Origin of the sequence: Fructobacillus tropaeoli, from assembly GCF_016860625.1 — a bacterium.
GTDB lineage: Bacteria > Bacillota > Bacilli > Lactobacillales > Lactobacillaceae > Fructobacillus > Fructobacillus tropaeoli.
Genome location: NZ_BOJU01000006.1, coordinates 82,560 through 101,222 on the forward strand (window position 1 = coordinate 82,560; position 18,663 = coordinate 101,222).

Genomic DNA, 18,663 nt, shown 5'->3' on the forward strand with positions numbered 1-18,663 from the left:
GAGCATAACTGACTGATAACATGCATTTTCACCCCTAATTTTGCTATCCGAATCCATAACAAAAGTATCGTAAAATCAACAGCCTAAAAAAGAGCTTTCATCCATTAGAAAATATTTCAAAATATTTCAACTTTATTTTCAATCTTCATCAAGGTGACGAAGCATTTTTATAAAAAAATTTAAAAAACATTAGAAAAGATAAACAGACTATATCAGCACTGATTTTTATCTCTTTCTAAATTAACAAAGCACTATCACTCTAAACGCCATTATCGTTTTAGTCATTTATCATGATAAATTTTAAATTGAAACGTCGGACATCAAAAAAAGCCCAAGAAAATTATTTCTTGGACTTCCTTTTGAGTTTAAACACTAATGCCTAAGCAATAGTCCCTAAACTAATTTACCAATGAAACTTACTTATCGTTGCGCTTGCGCTTTGCCGTTGCAACCAATCCAAGGATTGATGAAAGCAACAAAGCAACGAGGCCACTATTTTCTGTAACATTTTGCTGTTCGCCTGTTTGTGGTAGTACAGGTGCTGGAGTTGGTGCACTCTCAACAGGTGCTACTGGTTCTGGCTGTGGTGTCTTCTTCTGGTTCTTTTCATTCAACAAGAAGTCGTAGGCACGGTCATAAACCAAAACATAAACAGGGCTTTGATTCTTAGGACTCTTTGGACGGCCATTGGCAACATCGTCCTCAGCTTGCTCATATGCTTGGGCAGCCAAGTCATAACTTGCCTGATCAGCCACGGTCGTGTGCGTATTGTTCTGCTTATCAGCCAACAATGCGCGGGCGGCTTCACCGGCAGCATAGCCCTTCTGATAGTTTGAATCATCTGGCATGGCTTCTGGAACGCCATTGGCACCGTCATTCAAACCAGCAATTGTGCGACTGTAAGCCTGATCATAGGCTGCCTTGTCCTGTGCATTCAAGTTAGCATCCTGAGGAGCAAGTCCGGATAACGCATCACTTTGAGCTGTGTTATCCACAGTTGTGATGTGCTTCTTACCTGCATTATAACCCGTCATGTAATCAGGGTCGGTTGACTGAGCTGATTTCTCACTATCGGCATCATTCAAACCGGCTTGAGCAGCTGCATAGGCCTTGTTATAGGCATCCTGGTAGGCCTGTGACTTAGTAGCCAAGTCGCTTTCCTTGGCCTTGCCAGCAACCGCATCGGCTACACCAGCAATGGCACCGTTATAGGCATCCTTTTCTGGCTGTGGCGCATCGTCGGCAGGCTTCGTTTGCGTTCCGGCATTGTTATAGCCAGTCTGACTGTCCTTATAGGCCTGGTAACCCTTCATATAGTTGGCATCGGCCTGCTCGGCAGCAGTTGGCTGAACGTTTGCCTTCGCGTCGTTATAACCCTTTTGGGCATCAGCATAGCCGGCTGCAGCCGCCTTACCAGCAACCGTTCCATTATTCGGCGTCGTTTGGCCATTGACGAAGTTCTTGGCACCATTGGCAGCCTCGTTCTTCGCCTCGGCTTCTGCCTTGAGGTAAGCGGCCTTTGAAACTGGGTCCATTTGGTTCACTTCGGCATCCGTCTTGAAATCAGGACTGTCGCTAAAGGCTTGAGTTGCAGCCTTTTGGGCGGCCTTTTGGACAGGGTCTTTGGCATTGCTGTCGTCGACTCCGTTTTGCGCATCGGCATAACCTTGGTTAAAGGCATTGGCTTCCGCTTCTCCAGCTTTTTCACCAGACGTTGGGTTCGTGATGGTTTGACCACTCAGTGCAGCATTCAAACCAGTGTTAAAGTCGTTTGCACCACGTTGCGTAGCTGCATCAGCTGAACTGCCTGGTTCGTTGACATTACCTGCAGCTGCAACACCGGCCTTATACTTTGCCTGCAAGTCATCCATGGCTGCCTTATAAGCGTAGTTAGCCAATGGATCAGTACCATTCAAATCGTCACTAGCATCTGGGTCAGCCGCAAAGGCTTTTTGTGCTGCTGTAACGGCATCTGAGACATCCGTAGCCTTAGTATCTGAAACTGTGGCACTTGGCGTCGTACCAGCAACAGTCGCATCGACGTAGACCTTGTCGTTATTAGCAGTGGCCACACCTTGTTGCTGGGTGCTATCTGGACTGCTTGGCGTTTTACCAGTCAGTGTGTCCGCATAAGCCCTTTGAACCTCTGCATAAACCTTACGGGCAAAGAGCTGGATAGCTGAATTTCCTGAATAAACCTTTGCTGGATCAACATTCAAACCGTGGTTAGCATTGGCATCCCGGATTGCTGCTTGTCGTGCTGCCTCTGCATCGTTCAAACCTTGGTCATAGGCTTGCTTGTAAACAGGGTCCGTCACTGTCGTTGTTGCCGTGTTCCCTGCCTGAGCCGCTGTAACGGCATCGGCATAGGCTTTGGCAGCATCAGTGTAAGCAGCTGGATCGCTTGCTGTTTGACCTTGGTTGGTGTTGCCCTTCTCAGAACCGCTTGCAGCTTGTTGTTCTGATTTTGAAGCATTGTAACCAATGTTGTATGAAGGATCCGTTGACTGCGATGCCTTACCGGCATTCGCATCGGCAAACGCTGTCTTTGCCTGGTTGTAGCCATAGTGACCAGCTGGCGTATCCGCTGTTGGTGCACTCTTACCAGCTACATAATCCCTGGCACCAGATTCGGCTTCGTCGGTAGCTGTTGCCTTACCGGTGTTGTAGGCATTCTTGTAAATGTCATCTTTGCCAGAGAAATCCGTTGGTGTACCACTCTGTGAACCATCTTGATAACCGGCCTTTGCACCCGCTTGCGCATCGGCGTAGGCCTTGTTATAGGCATCCTGGTAAGCCTGTGACTTCGTTGCAAGGTCACTTGGCTTCGTTGCACTTGTGGTACCATCGGCTGCTCCGGCCTTCGCACCGTTATAAGCATCTTGCTCGGCTTGTGGTGCATTGGCTGCTGGTGCGGTTTGGTCACTATAACCACTTGCCTCACTCTTACCGGCATTATAACCAGTCGTGTAGCTTGGGTCCGTTGATGCAGTGGCCTTACCGTTTTGTCCATCTTCGTAACCGGCCTTGGCGGCATCGTATCCGGCAGCGGCTGCCTTACCGGCAACTGTACTGTCATCTGGGCGATTACCACCGTTGACATAAGCTTGAGCTCCCTTCGCAGCGTCGGCTTCAGCCTCTTGCTCTGCCTTCTGGTACGCAACCTTGGCTACCGGATTCATCGTATTGATTTCATCAGGAGTCTTAATCGTACCATTTGTGACATCCTTGAAAGCTTGACTAGCTGCTGCCTGGGCTGCTTTTTGGACTGGATCCGTAGAAGTACTGTCATCTTTGCCATCCACGGCATCTTGATAACCCTTGTTGAAGGAATCAGCTGCCGCTTCACCAGCCTTATTACCACTCGTTGGATTGGTAATGGTCTTGCCATTGACGGCTGCGTTCAATCCGTTCGTGTAGTCACTAGCACCTTGCTTTTCGGCATCACTGGCAGTTGCCGCTGGGCTTGTGCCCGCAGCTGCATCTTGGATTCCTGCCTTGTACTTGGCCTGCAAAGAATCCATTTCTGCCTTGTAAGCGTAGTTGGCTAATGGGTCAGCACCATTCAAACTGTCAGAAGCATCTGGGTTAGCCGTGAAGGCCTTTTGTGCTGCCGCGATTTGAGTTGAAACAACGGTTGACTTAGCAGTTGAAACTGTTGCACTTGGTGCCTGGTTAGCCACCGTTGCGTCAACGTAACTTTGATCATTTTTAGCCGTGGCAATACCACTTGCTTGCGCATCATTTGGACTCGTTGGTGTCGTAGCACCGGAGATAGCTGTAGCATAAGCGGTTTGAGCATCAGTATAAGCCTGTTGAGCAACTGTTTGCACATCGCTGTTAGCTGAATACTTGTAACCTGAACCATTAGCTTGACCATGATCATTATCGGCATCCTGGCAAGCAACTGCACGAGCTGCGTTCGTATCCTTGATTGCTTGGTCATAGGCTACTTGATATGGTGCATCGCCGTTGGCTGCCGTAGCATTTGGCGTGTTGTTGAACGTCTTGCCGGTGGCGATAACACCATCATGGTAACCTTGCTGAGCATCACTATAGGTTGTCGAATCAGCTGAGCTGCTTGCATTATTTTGACCATTTTGGTCATCAGCAATGGCTTGCTTTGCTGCTTGACCAGCGTTGTAACCCTTCATATAAGATGGGTCCGCTGCTTGGCTAGCACTTGGTTTCGTACCATTTTGACCTGCAGCATAGCCGGCATTGTAACCATTTGTTGCATCCTGATAAGCCTTAGTATAGGCATCCTTATAGGCTTGCGACTGAGTTGAGTTATCAGCTGGCTGCTTGCCGGCAATGCCATCGGCTGCGCCGGCCTTGGCCGCATTGTAAGCATCCTTTTCAGCTTGTGACGCATCTGCTGCTGGAGCCTTCTGGTCATCATAACCGCTTGCCTCACTCTTACCAGCGTTATAACCAGTCGTGTAACTTGGGTCAGTTGATGTTGCAGCCTTACCGCTCTGGCCATCAGTGTAGCCTGATTTAGCAGCATCGTATCCGGCGGCAGCTGCCTTACCATCTACGGTACTATCATCTGGACGACTACCACCATTGACATAAGCTTGAGCTCCCTTGGCAGCATCAGCCTGGGCCTCTTGTTCTGCCTTTTGATAGGCGACCTGAGCCACTGGGTTCATCGTCTTGATTTCATCAGAAGTCTTGACGGTGTTGTTCTTCACATCGTTGAAGGCTTCAGTGGCAGCTGCTTGGGCGGCCTTTTGAACTGGGTCAGCGGAGCTACTATCATCTTTGCCATCCACGGCATCTTGATAACCCTTATTGAAGGAGTTGATAGCATCTTCTCCAGCTTTATTACCACTGGTTGGGTTGTCAATAGTCTGACCATTGACCGCAGCGTTCAATCCGGCTGTATAGTCGCTAGCACCTTGCTTTTCGGCATCACTGGCCGTAGTTGCTGGGCTTGTTCCTGCCTTGGCATCTGTAATTCCGGACTGATACTGCTTCTGCAAAGCATCCATTTCAGTCTTATAAGCGTAGTTAGCGAGTGGATCAGTGCTGTTCAAACTGTCAGAAGCATCTGGGTTAGCCGTAAAGGCTTTTTGAGCTGCTGTGATTTGAGCTGAAACCACTGTTGACTTAGCAGATGAAACCGTTGCGCTTGGTGATTGGTTGGCAACTGTATCATCAACATAGGTCTGATCATTTTTGGCGGTCGTAATACCACTTGCCTGAGCATCATTTGGACTCGTTGGTGTTGTAACACCAGAGATGGCTTCAGCATAAGCAGTTTGAGCATCGGTATAAGCTTGTTGCGCTACCGTTTGTACATCACTATTAGCAGAATACTTATAACTTGAACCATTGGTTTGACCATGGTCATTATCAGCATCCTGGTAAGCGACTTCACGGGCTGCGTTCGTGTCCTTAATAGCTTGGTCATAAGCTACCTGGTATGGAGCATCACCGTTGGCTGCCGTAGCGTTTGGCGTATTCACACCGGTCTTGCCTGTGGCGATAACGCCATCATGGTAGCCTTGCTGAGCATCACTATAGGTTGTCGAATCAGCTGAACTGCTTGCATTATTTTGACCATTTTGGTCATCAGTAATGGCTTGCTTTGCTGCTTGACCAGCGTTGTAACCCTTCATATAAGATGGGTCGGCTGCTTGGCTAGCACTTGGTTTCGTACCATTTTGGCCCGCGGCGTAACCAGTATTGTAACCATTTGTTGCATCCTGATAAGCCTTGGTATAGGCATCCTTATAGGCTTGCGACTGGGTTGAGTTATCTGCTGGCTGCTTACCGGCAATACCATCAGCTGCTCCAGCTTTAGCTGCATTGTAGGCATCCTTTTCAGCTTGTGACGCATCTGCTGCTGGGGCCTTCTGGTCATCATAACCGCTTGCCTCACTCTTACCAGCGTTATAACCAGTCGTGTAACTTGGGTCAGTTGATGTTGCAGCAGTGCCGCTCTTGCCATCCGTGTAACCTGCCTTAGCAGCATCATATCCGGCGGCGGCGGCCTTGCCATCTACCGTGCTGTCATCTGGACGAGCACCACCGTTGACATAAGCTTGAGCTCCCTTGGCAGCATCTGCTTGGGCCTCAGTCAAGGCCTTTTGGTAAGCAACCTGAGCCACTGGGTTCATCGTCTTGATTTCATCAGATGTCTGGACGCTGTTGTTCTTCACATCGTTGAAGGCTGCCGTTGCGGCTGCTTGGGCTGCTTTTTGAACTGGATCAGTTGAAGTACTGTCATCCGTACCATTCTTGGCATCTTGATAACCCTTATTGAAGGAATCAATAGCGGCTTCTCCAGCCTTCTGACCACTTGTTGGGTTAGCAATCGTTTGACCATTGACCGCAGCGTTCAATCCGGCTGTATAGTCGCTAGCACCTTGCTTTTCGGCATCGCTGGCAGTAGTTGCTGGGCTTGTACCTGCCTTGGCATCGGCGATTCCGTTCTTGTACTGAGCCTGCAAGGCATCCATTTCAGTCTTGTAAGCATAGTTGGCCAGTGGGTCGGTACCATTCAAGCTGTCACTGGCATCTGGGTTTTGCTTAAAGGCGGCTTGCGCTGCTGTGATTTGCGTTGAAACAACCGTTGACTTAGCAGATGAAACGGTTGCGCTTGGCGTTTGGTTCGCCACTGTGGCATAAACGTAATTTTTATCATTGGTACCTGCTGCTACACCACTTGCCTGAGCATCATTTGGGCTCGTTGGTGTTGTAGCACCTGAAACGGCTTCAGCATAAGCAGTTTGGGCATCAGTATAAGCCTGTTCAGCGACTGATTCCACATCCTTATTTGCAGAGTAAGTTGTACTTGAACTCTTAGCTTGGCCATGATTATCGTCAGCATCCTGGATGGCCTTTACTCGAGCTGCAAGCGCATCTTTGACCCCTTGGCCATAGCTTACCTGGTATGGCGCATCTCCACTTGGTGCAGTAGTTGAAGTGCTTGCACCATTCTTTTCCACGGCCATAACCCCATCGTGATAGCCACTTTGGACATCATTATAGGTTGTTTGATCCGTCACACCACTTGGATTGCTTACACCATTTTGAGCATCGGTCAAAGCTTGCTTTGCTGCTGTACCGGCATTGTAACCCTTCATATAAGATGGGTTATTAGGTTCACTTGGCGTGCCGCCGCCTTGACCGGCCGCATAACCAGCTGGATAGCCAGTTTGGGCATCCTGATAGGCCTTGGTATAAGCATCTTGATAAGCTTTTGACTGAGCTGAATTATCGGCTGGCTTCTTGCCTGCAATACCATCAGCTGCTCCGGCTTTTGCACCGTTATAAGCATCCTGTTCTGCTTGCGATGCATTCGTTGTGGGCGCAGTCTGGTCATTATAACCGCTCGTCTCACTCTTACCGGCGTTATAACCCGCCATATAGTTTGGATTATCAGTCGATGCTGCAGTCTTGCCACTCTCACCGTCACTATATCCTGTCTTAGCATCATTATAGCCGGCTGCCTGTGCCTTGCCGGTTACTGTACTTGTATCCGGACTATCCTTACCATTGACAAAGTCTTGAGCACCTTGCACGGCATCCGCCTGTGCTTCTTTAACTGCCTTCTGGTAGGCAACTTGGGCCACTGGATTCATCGCATTAATTTCATCAGTGGTTTTAACTGACTTGTTTATTACGTCAGCAAAACCTGCACTGGCAGCCGCTTGAGCGGCCTTTTGCACTGGATCACTCGAATTACTATCATCCGTACCACTTTGGGCATCTGCATAACCCTTCTTGAATGAATCAAGGGCATCTTCTCCAGCTGTATTACCACTGGTTGGATTGGTAATGGTCTGACCATTGACCGCCGCATTCAATCCAGCCGTGTAGTCACTAGCCCCCTTCTTTTCAGCATCGCTGGCAGTGGTTGCTGGGCTCGTTCCAGCCTTACCATCGGCAATTCCGGCTTGGTATTGCTTCTGCAAGGCATCCATTTCGGCCTTATAAGCGTAGTTGGCCAGTGGATCAGTGCCATTCAAGCTGTCACTGGCATCTGGGTTTTGCTTAAAGGCGGCTTGTGCTGCTGTGATTTCACTTGAAACCACCGTTGGTTTATCAGATGTAACCGTCACATTCGGTGTCTGGTTAGCTACTGTTTCGTCAACATACTTTTTATCATTGTCAGCTGTTGTAATACCACCTTGCTGAGCATCATTTGGACTCGTTGGTGCACCACTACCAGAAATTTCGGCAGCATAAGCACTTTGTGCATCCGTATAAGCCTGTTCAGCTAATGCCTGTACATTGCTATTCGCTGAATAACTATGACTCGAACCCTTGGTTTGACCATGGTCATTTTCCGCATCCTGGATAGCTTGAGTTCGCGCACTAGCAGCATCTGCCAACGCCTGATTATAGGCTGCTTGGTATACCGGGTCAGCTGATTTTGATGATTGAGTATTGTTTGATTTTGCAGCCGATGCTCCGTCTGCATAAGCATTCTTCGCATCGGTGTAAGCTGCTGAATCATTGGCAGAACTCTCTTGATTTGTACCGTTCTTAGCATCGTCTGTTGCTAACTTAGTTGACTGACCAGCATTATAGCCGGACGTATAGGCTGAATCATAAGATGTATCAGGTGATGTAGCTGATTTACCAGCATCCCCATCAGCAAATCCTTGTTGGGCACTAGCTTGTGCTTGGCTTGTGATGTAAGAAATCGTATCAGTACCAGTAGGTTGGGCAGTACCATTCTTAAAGTTTTGAATACCCGCTGCTGCGGCCTTCTGACCATCGCTATAACCCTGTGCAAAGGAAGTTTGGCCGGCAGTTGATTCAGCATCAATCCCCGTTGGTGTCGCACCCTTGTTATTCTTATAGGCGTTCAAACCATCTTGGTAAGCCGAAACGCTCACGACCTTTGAATAACCAACCTCTTCATATTGGTTTAAGCCACTGTCCGATTCACTCTTCAATGCAGCATAAGCACCGTACTTAACGTAGCGATCGAAGGTAGCATCTGTTGTTCCACTATCGGCTGGCAAAGATTGTGCATTTGTAGTCTGTGCTTCAGTGCTAGACGAACCGTTAGCCGTAGCCGCTGCAACCGCCTGCTTAGCAGTATTGTACCCAATCTGAGCTGCAGTCAAGTTATTCATGTGGCTGGCAGTAGCATTTGGTAATGACTGTGACAAACCACCATTAATTAATGACTGGCCATATTCAAAACCAGCAACTTCAGCCTTGGTAGCATTGCCATCCGGATCATCGGATGTCGGACTAACCGTCATAGCCTGGTTATAGCCGGTTAATGCAGCATTGTAAGAAACTTGCTGGTCTGCACTCAAGGCTTTGTAGTTCGGACTAGAAGTGGTACTAGAAATATTACCAGCCTGTTCATCTTTAATAAAGGCTGCCACCCCTTGGGCATCTTCGTATCCTTGAGTCTGTGCTTTGGTTGCGCTAGTAGATAACGAAGCAGTTGGGTTGCTTAATGCGTTGGTGTAAGCCGTATTATATTCGGTTTGAGCCCGTGTATAATCTGAGTTCGTTGAATTATTTTGGCTCAACTTTGCATCGTGCAAACCTGTGTCATACGCGGCAGCATTATAACCTTGGGTAAAGGCGGTTGGGTTACTTGAATTTTTGTAGGCATCCGTCTGGGTGTAATCTTGATTAGCAGTCTGATTTGAATAAGCCTTATAACCAGCTTGAGCACTAGTATAGCCGGCCACATAATCATCGTTTGTCTGCGTATTAAATGGCTCACTACTCTTTTGGGCGCTGTTATTGTTTTCGGCATCCGTAATACCGTCTTGGATACCACTCTGACCCATAGTTGTTGAGCCAGTAGCAACCACCATGTCGCCATTAGTTGTATCCTGTGTCACTTTGCCAGGATTGCTTGGATCTGCCTTAAATCCTTCCTCAGTAGTACTGTAAGCAGAAGGAGTCAGAATCGTGCTGACAGAGTTAATCCCATAATGGAAACGCATACCGACATAATCGGTCGATGTCCCAGCTGGAATATTATAACTAACCTTCAAAAGGCCACCAGTATAGCCTTGCGTTGAGACCGAGGTCGTGTAGGTATAAGGGTCAGCGGATGAATAAGCATCCGTCAAATTTTCCCCAGTAACTTTATTAGTCAAATCATCATATTTCGATCCACTTGTTCCAGTGGCCACGCCAACATAAAGAGGACTATTGTTTAATTCTGCATAATTGGTTAATTTAACAAATCCTGTAACGGTAGTCGAGCCATCAGAATTTGATGTCTTAGTCAACGGACCAACAACCTGAACAGCAGGCACATCCGCAATATCCAAGGTATTACCAGATATTTGTCCAGTGACTGATTTTCCATTCAAATCAGTTCCGGTATAGGTCGTAGACCCTGATGGCAAGTTAAAGTAATACAAATACTGCTTAGTTCCATCACTTTGTGTAATGGCCACTGTATAGGCAGTAATAGCACCACCGGTCGCTGTATCATTCGTTCCAGCTGTTGTTTGGAAAGACTTGGCCGCGGTCGGCTTAATCATGATCACGTGTGTCCCACCAACAGAGTTAATGTTGATTGGGCCATAGTAAGGAACGCCGGCATTTGAATCGGAATTCGTAATACCAATCTTCAAACTACCCTTTGAACCGACGTTAAAACTACCGTTATTAGGGTTGGCAACAATACCGTAATAAGAAGTTAAATTATTTGAAGAGGGAATACTGTCCACAATGGCCTGTAGCAACCCGCCATTAAAGACGTTGATGACGTTGTTTGAGTGGTACAGGTCAATTGGTTCGTTGTAGGAACCAGAGACTCCATTTTCTCCTTCATAGTTTAAAGAACCACCATCAATGTTAATCGTGGTATTTCCATTAGCAAAAACACCACCTGCAAGGACGGTTGAATTACCATTGTAATGACCGGGAATAATGTTAACGGTCGCATCCTTCTTGATGTTCAAGGAAGCGTTATTACCCATCAACATAATTCCGAAAGCAGAACCATCTTGGCTATTTTCAGGGCCTTGACCTCGTGGCACTATTGTCATTTTGGCTCCAGTATCAACTGTAAAGTTACCTTGAACAATAATACTGTTACCACCGACAACAGGTGAAGTCGTCCCAAAGTAATGGGCACCAGCTTGCAAGATGAAGTTGTTAACTTCCAAGTTTTCCTGATTTCCACCACCTTCAAGGGGTACATTTGACTGGAAAGGCGAGTTGTAAATGGCCGAGTTATTATTGGGCGTAATAACGTTAACATTACCAAAGAAGTAGGCATCATTACCACCAGAGCTTAACAACTCTGAACCAACATAATTCAAATTACCGTAGTGAATAGCTGCTCCACCAACCGCGCGGTATGGACCATAATAGTTAGCCCCGTACAGCGTTTGGAAGTTTTGTACATAAAGGTCTTTCACAAAGGTCTTTCACATTATTGATGGTGTAATCCATGCCGTGGTAATCCATCATGTGGTTTTGACCATCAATCGTGAAAGTACCGACGTTAGCATTCGTTGATTGATCATTTTCACCGTTGCTGACATTCTTGAAGTCAACATCATTTGCTAAGCGGATTGTATTGATTCCACTGGCAACATTTCCGCAACCACCGATACTAGCATTCCCTGTCAAAACAGCCGAGAACTGATTCCCATTTTGAACATAAGCAATCCCATTTTTAGCCTGGTTGACGACATCGTTGTATCCTTGGTCGTAGTAAGTATTGCCAGTCGAAGAGGCAGCAACGGCAGTATTGCCCTTGTAGTTATTGCTGCCATCAAAGTATGCATTCATCGCAGCAACAGCACCACGATAAGCCTGGTCATAGGGATTACTTGTATCATTCGCTGCACTAGCGAGGTACTGGTCCTTGGTTGCGCCATTAGATCCAGAATAAATTCCTTGCCATTTTCCACTTTCGGCATCTTCCTGACCTAACTGACCAAAGGCGTAGGCCACACCAGCATCAAAACTGGCAGCCAAATTAGTATCACTTTGGTAACTAGTCCGTGCATTGACGATTGATGTCGTTTGGCTTGTTGGAATACTAATAGAAGAGGATGTTTTAACAGAAACGTTTGTTTGAGAAGCCAGATTATTATTTAAAGTAGTTTCATACGTGCTAGCACTAGCAGAGGCTTCTTTCGGGTTATCCGCTCCACCTTGGTTGACATCATCGGTGCTACCATCTTGTTGTGGTTTTCCACTGGTATCATTTGTTGTGGTGTGCGTGGTTCCATCATCATTCTTCTTGGAGGCGGTATTGCCATAGTAGGTATAATCTTGTGTTCTCGCTCCCTGTCCTTGAGTGGCAGCATTGTAAGCTGCCAATGCAGCCTGAGCACCACTGTAGGCGGCGTTGTAGTAATTTACCGCCTGACCCAATTCAGAAGAAGAAGCATTAGCTTTCCCTTGAAAGGCGTCTTCCATCCCCTGTTGGGCTGCGGCTTGTTCAGCAGGTGTCTCAGATTCTGAGGTTGACGATGCCACCACATCGCTTGCCCCAAGATTAACTACAGGTGTACTTCCTAGACTAGCAGTTGCCACGTTCGTTGAACCAGAATTGTTTGTTGTTGAACCCGAGTCGCCCGTGGTTGCAGCTGAATTACTTGCCGCTGAGCCTGAATTACTGGTGGCTGTGGTAGAGTTGCTTGCCACTGAGCCAGAATTACTGGTCGTTGCAGTAGCTGATGCGCTTGCAGACACGCTTGTTGAAGCACTCAGAGATGTACTTGTCGATGCGCTAACAGACGCACTTGTTGAAGCACTCGTCGATGCACTTGTTGAAGCACTCGTCGATGCACTGACAGATGTGCTTGTTGAAGTCACCGAACTGCCACTAGACGAACTGCTTGGGGTTTGCGAGGTTGTTGTAGCAGCAGGTTGTGTCGTGGTATCAGCCGAAACTCGTTGGACGGCCGTGACACCTGCTAACAAACCAAAACTAGCCAATGAGACGACAACCCATTGGCTCTTCACCTTTCGCATGATTTTTTATCTTCTACTTTTCGAAGAGTTCTCTTGTTATATAACATAAACACTGACCTTTCTTCCTACCCTTAATGTGGTGGAAAACACCGGACTTAGAAATTAGTAAGTATCAGCACCGTTCTTATTGTTGGCTATTCATGCTAAAACAAATTTTAAAGCTTCTAAAAGCGTCTTAAATTAAGCTAAGGCAGCCCTCAAAATGGATTGAAATTTGATTGGTCACTTTCCGCTTCCTTTCTAATTTAACTTTCGCCTGCAATATACGATAAGTGTTGAAATTCACAGAAAACAAAACAAACAGTACAGCGTATTTATATTGTTTTTGTGCCCTTATATTAGCACAAGCGTTTCTTTTATATCAAATAATTCTAATTACTTTCTAATAATTATTTTTATGACATTTTTTTGAAGTAAACTAATCTTTAAAAATTATTAAAACCGTTTTCTTTAAAAAACGGACTTATTTTTTACTAAATTAAAACGAAAAATGGCACTGTTCCTCTTATATAGAAATAAAAAAGTCGAACGCCGTTAAGAGCCGTTCGACTTTTTCTATTTTCCCTTTTGTTTCCATCTCAAATTAGAACAAAGAATTTATTGTCTAAATCACACTATTTTTAACGAGAATTTTTCTAATTTGACGTCTTTATATGACCATCGACTAATTCATAAATCCGATCAGCATCTTCTTTTAACCGTAAATCGTGTGTCACAACGACCACGGCCTTATTTTCACGCTGGGCAATTTCTTGAAAAAGTTGCCCAACTTCCGCCACTCGCTCGCTATCCAAAGCGGCTGTTGGTTCATCAGCCAAGATAAAATCAGGATCCGTGTACAAAGCCCGAGCAATCGCCACCCGCTGGGTTTGCCCACCAGACAGCTCACCCGGATACTTGTCCAATAGCTGCGTAATTCCAAGCCGCTTTAAATAATCATCCATGACCGCTGGCGTCAGATTCTGTGTCTTTTTAACCTTATCCACCAGACTAAATTGCTCCTGCACCGTCAGGTAAGGTACCAAATTATAGGACTGGAGCACAAATCCAATATGATCAAGACGGAAACGGTCGGCTTCTTTACCGGTCAATCGACTAAGATCTTGATCATTAATCAAAACTGACCCATTAGTTGGACGCTGTAAGCCACCCAAAATCGTCAGCAGGGTACTTTTCCCAGAACCTGATGGTCCCAAAATTAATGTGAGCTCACCACGGTTGGCGACAAAGTCGACGTCCTGCAGTGCCTGAACCTGATTTAACCCATGACCGAAGGTCTTATTCACTTGTTTTAATACTAAACTTTCCATGCGCTTACCCTCCAATCACTGTTACTGGGTCAATTTTGGCAATCAGCCGCATCGGAATCACGGCGCCCAAAAGGCCCATAACGACTAGGGCCAAGCCTGTCAAACCAATCAAATTGAAGTTGAAGAACATTGGCACCGCTGCCGGCATAATGGCGCTCGTACCGAGAGCCAAGCCCATACTGATAACGACCGCCACGGCCATCATCAAAACCGTTTGCGACAAAGTATTCAGGACTAAATAGCTAACCGGAATTCCCTGCGCCCGCAAAACGGCAAAGTTTTCCATCTTCTGCACCGTCAAAATGTAGAGGAAAATGGCCACAATCACAACGGAAATCAGAATCAAAAAGGCAATCATCAGCACAAAAGTCTTATTTTGCGCACTGTAACCCGGCATCTTCTCAAACAAGGCTGCCTTCGTTGCCACCTGCAAATTGCCCCCACTCACGGTCAGCTTTTGGCGGCTAACGAAACCGGATCCAACAAATTGATTCGTGGTCCCCTTAATGGCTGCCCACTGCGACCGGTCACCATAAACAATTGGCGCCATATTATATTCCGCATTTTTGGCAAAGCCGACCACCGTTAGGGGCTGACTTTGCAAGCCTAAGGTTATTTTTTGCCCCAACTTTATCCCCTGATCGGCCAATTTGCTAGAAACGACCACTTCATTTTTCGATTGCCACAAACGGCCTTTTGTCAGTGAGATGGTTTGGGCCACCTGACTATTTTTACTAAGGCCAACAAACATTGCCGATTCACGCTGGCTTCCCTGCTTTAAGATACCTGGGGTTAAGGCGAGTAAATCAGCCTGCTTTTCCCCAACCTGATTTGCATCGGCTTGGGTTAGCAGGGACTGACTCAGGTCGCCGTTGGCATCTTTGCTCAGCACCACTGATTTCGTCTGCCAACTATTCACCGCCGCCGTATTTTCGTTGGCCAACCCGAGCGCCAAAGCACTCAAAATAAAGATTAAGTAGGCAATCATCGCGATAACCGCTACCACCAACCCATAACGCAACTTTTCTTTTTTAATTTCATGCCATGCTAAGAACATCTTAAGCCTCCTGCTTGTGCCAACCGGCCAGGGCATCCAATAATGATAGAATCTGTTCCTTATCGGTCGGCGCTAAAAAGTATTCCCGAATCAAGTGATGGACGGCAACGTCGGCCAGCCACTGTGGCAAATCAGCAGTCGCCTTATCCCAGTTTGTGCTGCTGGTTTCCTGATGATGAGCAGCCAAAATGGCTTCATCAACAACGTAATAGTTGCTCAAAAAGGCGTAATACGGATTTTGCTCGACTTGGTCAATAAAGGACCTAGTCGCTTGAAACGGGTTATCCCCAACAAAGCCCTCGTGAATCGTTGCCATCACCTGGCTCAGGGTGTATCGGTAGGCATCGTCCAAGTCAGTAAAGTAAGTATAAAAGGACCCGCGAGCAATTCCGGCCGCTTTCACAATATGGTTCACATTAGCATCCAAGAGCGAATAGGTCGAAAATTCTTCTAAAAGAACCTGACTGATTTTTTCCTTTTTAGCTGCATTTAAGTTTAAAAATGTTGCTTTTGGCATTTTTGTATCTCCTTGTAATGACACTGTGTCATTTCTTCACTCCCCAGTTTACTCATTTATGACACCATGTCAACATATAGACAATAAAAAAATCCCCAAAGGGATTTTTTGATAATGAAATTAGATAACATCCAAGTGCGTTTGACCACTCTTAACAAAGCCCATCTTCAAGAAGACGCGGTACATCAAGAAGGACATCAAAGCAGGCAAAGCAACTCCGAAGACCAAGAAGGTTCCCAACATTTCGGGATTCTTCGTTGCCAAATCAAGTGGCACGATCAATGAAGTCAAGCCCATTCCTGCCAAAGAGAATGGTACTGTCAAATGGAAGGCAACCGCGGCGATTGGTGCACAGACAGCTGCTGAAACAACTGGTGGCACAAAGAGCCATGGATTGCGGACCAAGTTTGGGAATTGGATTTTAGGCGTCACAAAGGCTTGTGCGATAAAGGTTCCTGGCTTGTTTTCGTGGAAAGACATTGCAGGATAAGCCGCAAACATAGCAGCCGTTCCAACTAGCATAGCACCAGCACCCATTGGTGAACTAACACCGGTTGCACCGATGGCCACCGCTAAGGCAGCAGATGAAGCCGGTGTCATCAAGAAGACCGCGAACAACATGGCAACCAAGGCCGTTCCAACAACTGGGCTCCAGCTAACAGTAGCAGCGATGCCCTTTCCCATGCCAACCAAAAGTGGTGTTGTCACACGAGCCAGGTAGTAACCTGAAACAGTTCCAACTAATGTTGTTAATGCCGGCACGATAATCATATCCAACGGTGTCTTACCGGTCAGCCATTTTCCAAAGAGAACGGCCACCACACCGGCCATAACAGCTGAAATTGGTTGTCCTGTCGTCAAAACGATTGAACCTGGTGCTTGAACACTCGCAAAGCCAGTGACCGTTGACAACTTCATCGTTGAAGTCGTGAAAAAGGCTGCGTTAGCCCCAACTGTTGAAGCGGCCATCGCCGAAAACATGACCATGGTATTGGTCTTTAACTGTGAGGCGATTGCCACACCAAAGGCTGCCGGCAACATGACCTTAGCAGTCAACCCCAATTGCACTAACACTGGCCAATGAGTCAACCCACCAATCGACTGCATCAAGAATCCCATTCCCAGCGTGACCAGGATGGCATTTGAAATCGCCGCACTGACGTTATAAACCTTCTCTTTTAATGTTTCTTGATCCTTTGGATCTGTTTCAACAGCTGTTTCTGATTTCTCAAAGTCCAAAACGTCTTCTTGAACTTTGTCTCCCGTTACTCTTGCATCCATATGCATCACTCCCCTTTTCTTCTCTTGACCAATCACAAATAAAAAAGGTCCTAACGCTAAGCGTTAGGACCTTCAACACTCAGTTACTAAGAACTAGTAACTGGTGCACTTAAAACCAACCTACTAGTTTAATTGTTTAGTAAGCTGACAATAATAATGACTTGTGATTGGGCCTGATTTGTTTGCATTAACTTGTACATGATCATCACCCTCTTTTCTTTCTGCTCTTCTTTATATGATAAATTAATTATAACATTAGAATTTGATTAGTCAACACTAATTTTTATCATTTCATTAAACCATCTCCAGATGGGTCTGACCTGACTTGATCCAACCAATCTTACGCATGATGCGATACAAGATGAAGGAAACCACAACTGGTACCGCCACCCCGAAGGCCATGTATGCAGCAAAGACTGTCATCCCCTTACCGAAAAGTGCCAAAGGAACGATGAAGGAGTTAAAGCCAATTCCTGCCATTGCAAATGGTACGCTAATATGGAAACCGATTGTTGCAATTGGTGCCGCAATCGCTGCGCCTACCATTGGGGGAATCAGCAACATTGGGTTCTTAATAATATTTGGGAACTGAATCTTCGGCGTAACGATTCCTTGAGCAATCGTTGCTCCAATCTTATTTTCATGGAAAGACATTGCTGGATAAGAAACGAAGACAGCGGTCGTACCAATCAAAATGGCACCAGCAGCTTCAGGTGAACTAACACCGGTCGCACCAATCGCTACCGCTAAAGCAGCGGCAGAAGCAGGCGTCATCGTCAAAGCCCCGAAGACCATGGCCACGCAGGCTGTTCCAATAACGGGGTTAACTGCAATACTTGCTGTAATCATTTCACCCATCTTAACCAGGATTGGTGTGGTCACAATGGCTAAGTAGTAACCGGATACCGTTCCAACAATCGTCGTCAAGGCTGGCACAATTACCATATCCAATGGCGTTTTACCAGACAACCACTTGCCAAAGAGAACAGCAATCAAACCGGCCAAAACGGCTGAGATTGGTTGACCAGTCGTGATCACCGTTGAGCCAACTGCTTGTGCACTCGAGAAACCTGTGACCGTCGCCAACTTCATGCTTGAAGTGGTGAAGAAAACGGCGTTTGCGCCAACTGTTGAGGCAGCCATGGCTGAAAACATCACCATCGTATTCGTCTTCAATTGTGAAGCAATCGCAGCACCAAAGGCGGCTGGCAAAATGATTTTTGTGATGGATCCCAACTGAATCATTGGTGCCCAGTGAATGAAGCCGGCAATTGTTTGCAACAACAAGCCCATCCCCAAAGTCACCAAAATGGCGTTGGAAACTGCTGCACTAACGTTATAAACCATCTCCTTCACGGACTCTTTGTCCTGCTTACCTTCATTTTGATTAACCACTGTTGCTTCGGCTTTCTCAAAATCAGCTACGTCTTCCTCAATTTTTGCTTGACGACTAATGTCCATCGCTTCTCTCCTTTACTAAATAAAAAAGGCTCCGGCAGTGTTTTCACTGCCGGAGCCTTTTGCCCAAGCAGCTACTGGAAGTTTCCTCCCAGTAG

General features: G+C 46.6%; 7 protein-coding genes. All 7 read right to left on the reverse strand.

Translation table 11 applies throughout. The features are described 5' to 3' along the window. Positions 1–416: 416 nt before the first annotated feature. Positions 417–11,372, reverse strand: coding sequence for an LPXTG cell wall anchor domain-containing protein (locus FT12353_RS08230; RefSeq protein WP_203619379.1), 10,956 nt, complete (start codon positions 11,370–11,372; stop codon positions 417–419). After that, positions 11,326–12,942, reverse strand: coding sequence for a hypothetical protein (locus tag FT12353_RS08235; protein WP_203619380.1), 1,617 nt, complete (start codon positions 12,940–12,942; stop codon positions 11,326–11,328). The genes FT12353_RS08230 and FT12353_RS08235 overlap by 47 nt, the downstream gene beginning before the upstream one ends. Positions 12,943–13,577: 635 nt before the next feature. Beyond that, positions 13,578–14,252 (reverse strand): ABC transporter ATP-binding protein, encoded by a 675-nt coding sequence (locus FT12353_RS08240; protein ID WP_203619381.1) that lies wholly within the window; start codon positions 14,250–14,252, stop codon positions 13,578–13,580. A 4-nt stretch (positions 14,253–14,256) separates the two neighbouring features. Next, on the reverse strand, positions 14,257–15,309 hold the full coding sequence (locus tag FT12353_RS08245; RefSeq protein WP_059394202.1) for an ABC transporter permease: 1,053 nt from the start codon (positions 15,307–15,309) through the stop codon (positions 14,257–14,259). 1 nt (position 15,310) lies between these two features. After that, positions 15,311–15,826, reverse strand: coding sequence for a TetR/AcrR family transcriptional regulator (locus FT12353_RS08250; RefSeq protein ID WP_059394201.1), 516 nt, complete (start codon positions 15,824–15,826; stop codon positions 15,311–15,313). Between the two features lie 120 nt (positions 15,827–15,946). Then, the gene (locus tag FT12353_RS08255) at positions 15,947–17,107 is read right to left on the reverse strand and encodes a PTS sugar transporter subunit IIC (protein WP_203619382.1); all 1,161 of its coding nucleotides are present in this window, start codon (positions 17,105–17,107) and stop codon (positions 15,947–15,949) included. Between the two features lie 294 nt (positions 17,108–17,401). After that, positions 17,402–18,454: a PTS sugar transporter subunit IIC gene (locus FT12353_RS08260; RefSeq protein ID WP_083994462.1), complete on the reverse strand. Its 1,053-nt coding sequence runs from the start codon at positions 18,452–18,454 to the stop codon at positions 17,402–17,404. Between the last annotated feature and the right edge of the window lie 209 nt (positions 18,455–18,663).

What these genes read in the sequence shown, in the direction of transcription:
- FT12353_RS08235 (WP_203619380.1), bottom strand. Translation starts at nt 12,942, where the DNA reads ATGCGAAAGGTGAAGAGCCAATGGGTTGTCGTCTCATTGGCTAGTTTT.
- FT12353_RS08240 (WP_203619381.1), bottom strand. Translation starts at nt 14,252, where the DNA reads ATGGAAAGTTTAGTATTAAAACAAGTGAATAAGACCTTCGGTCATGGG.
- FT12353_RS08245 (WP_059394202.1), bottom strand. Translation starts at nt 15,309, where the DNA reads ATGTTCTTAGCATGGCATGAAATTAAAAAAGAAAAGTTGCGTTATGGG.
- FT12353_RS08250 (WP_059394201.1), bottom strand. Translation starts at nt 15,826, where the DNA reads ATGCCAAAAGCAACATTTTTAAACTTAAATGCAGCTAAAAAGGAAAAA.
- FT12353_RS08255 (WP_203619382.1), bottom strand. Translation starts at nt 17,107, where the DNA reads ATGGATGCAAGAGTAACGGGAGACAAAGTTCAAGAAGACGTTTTGGAC.
- FT12353_RS08260 (WP_083994462.1), bottom strand. Translation starts at nt 18,454, where the DNA reads ATGGTTTATAACGTTAGTGCAGCAGTTTCCAACGCCATTTTGGTGACT.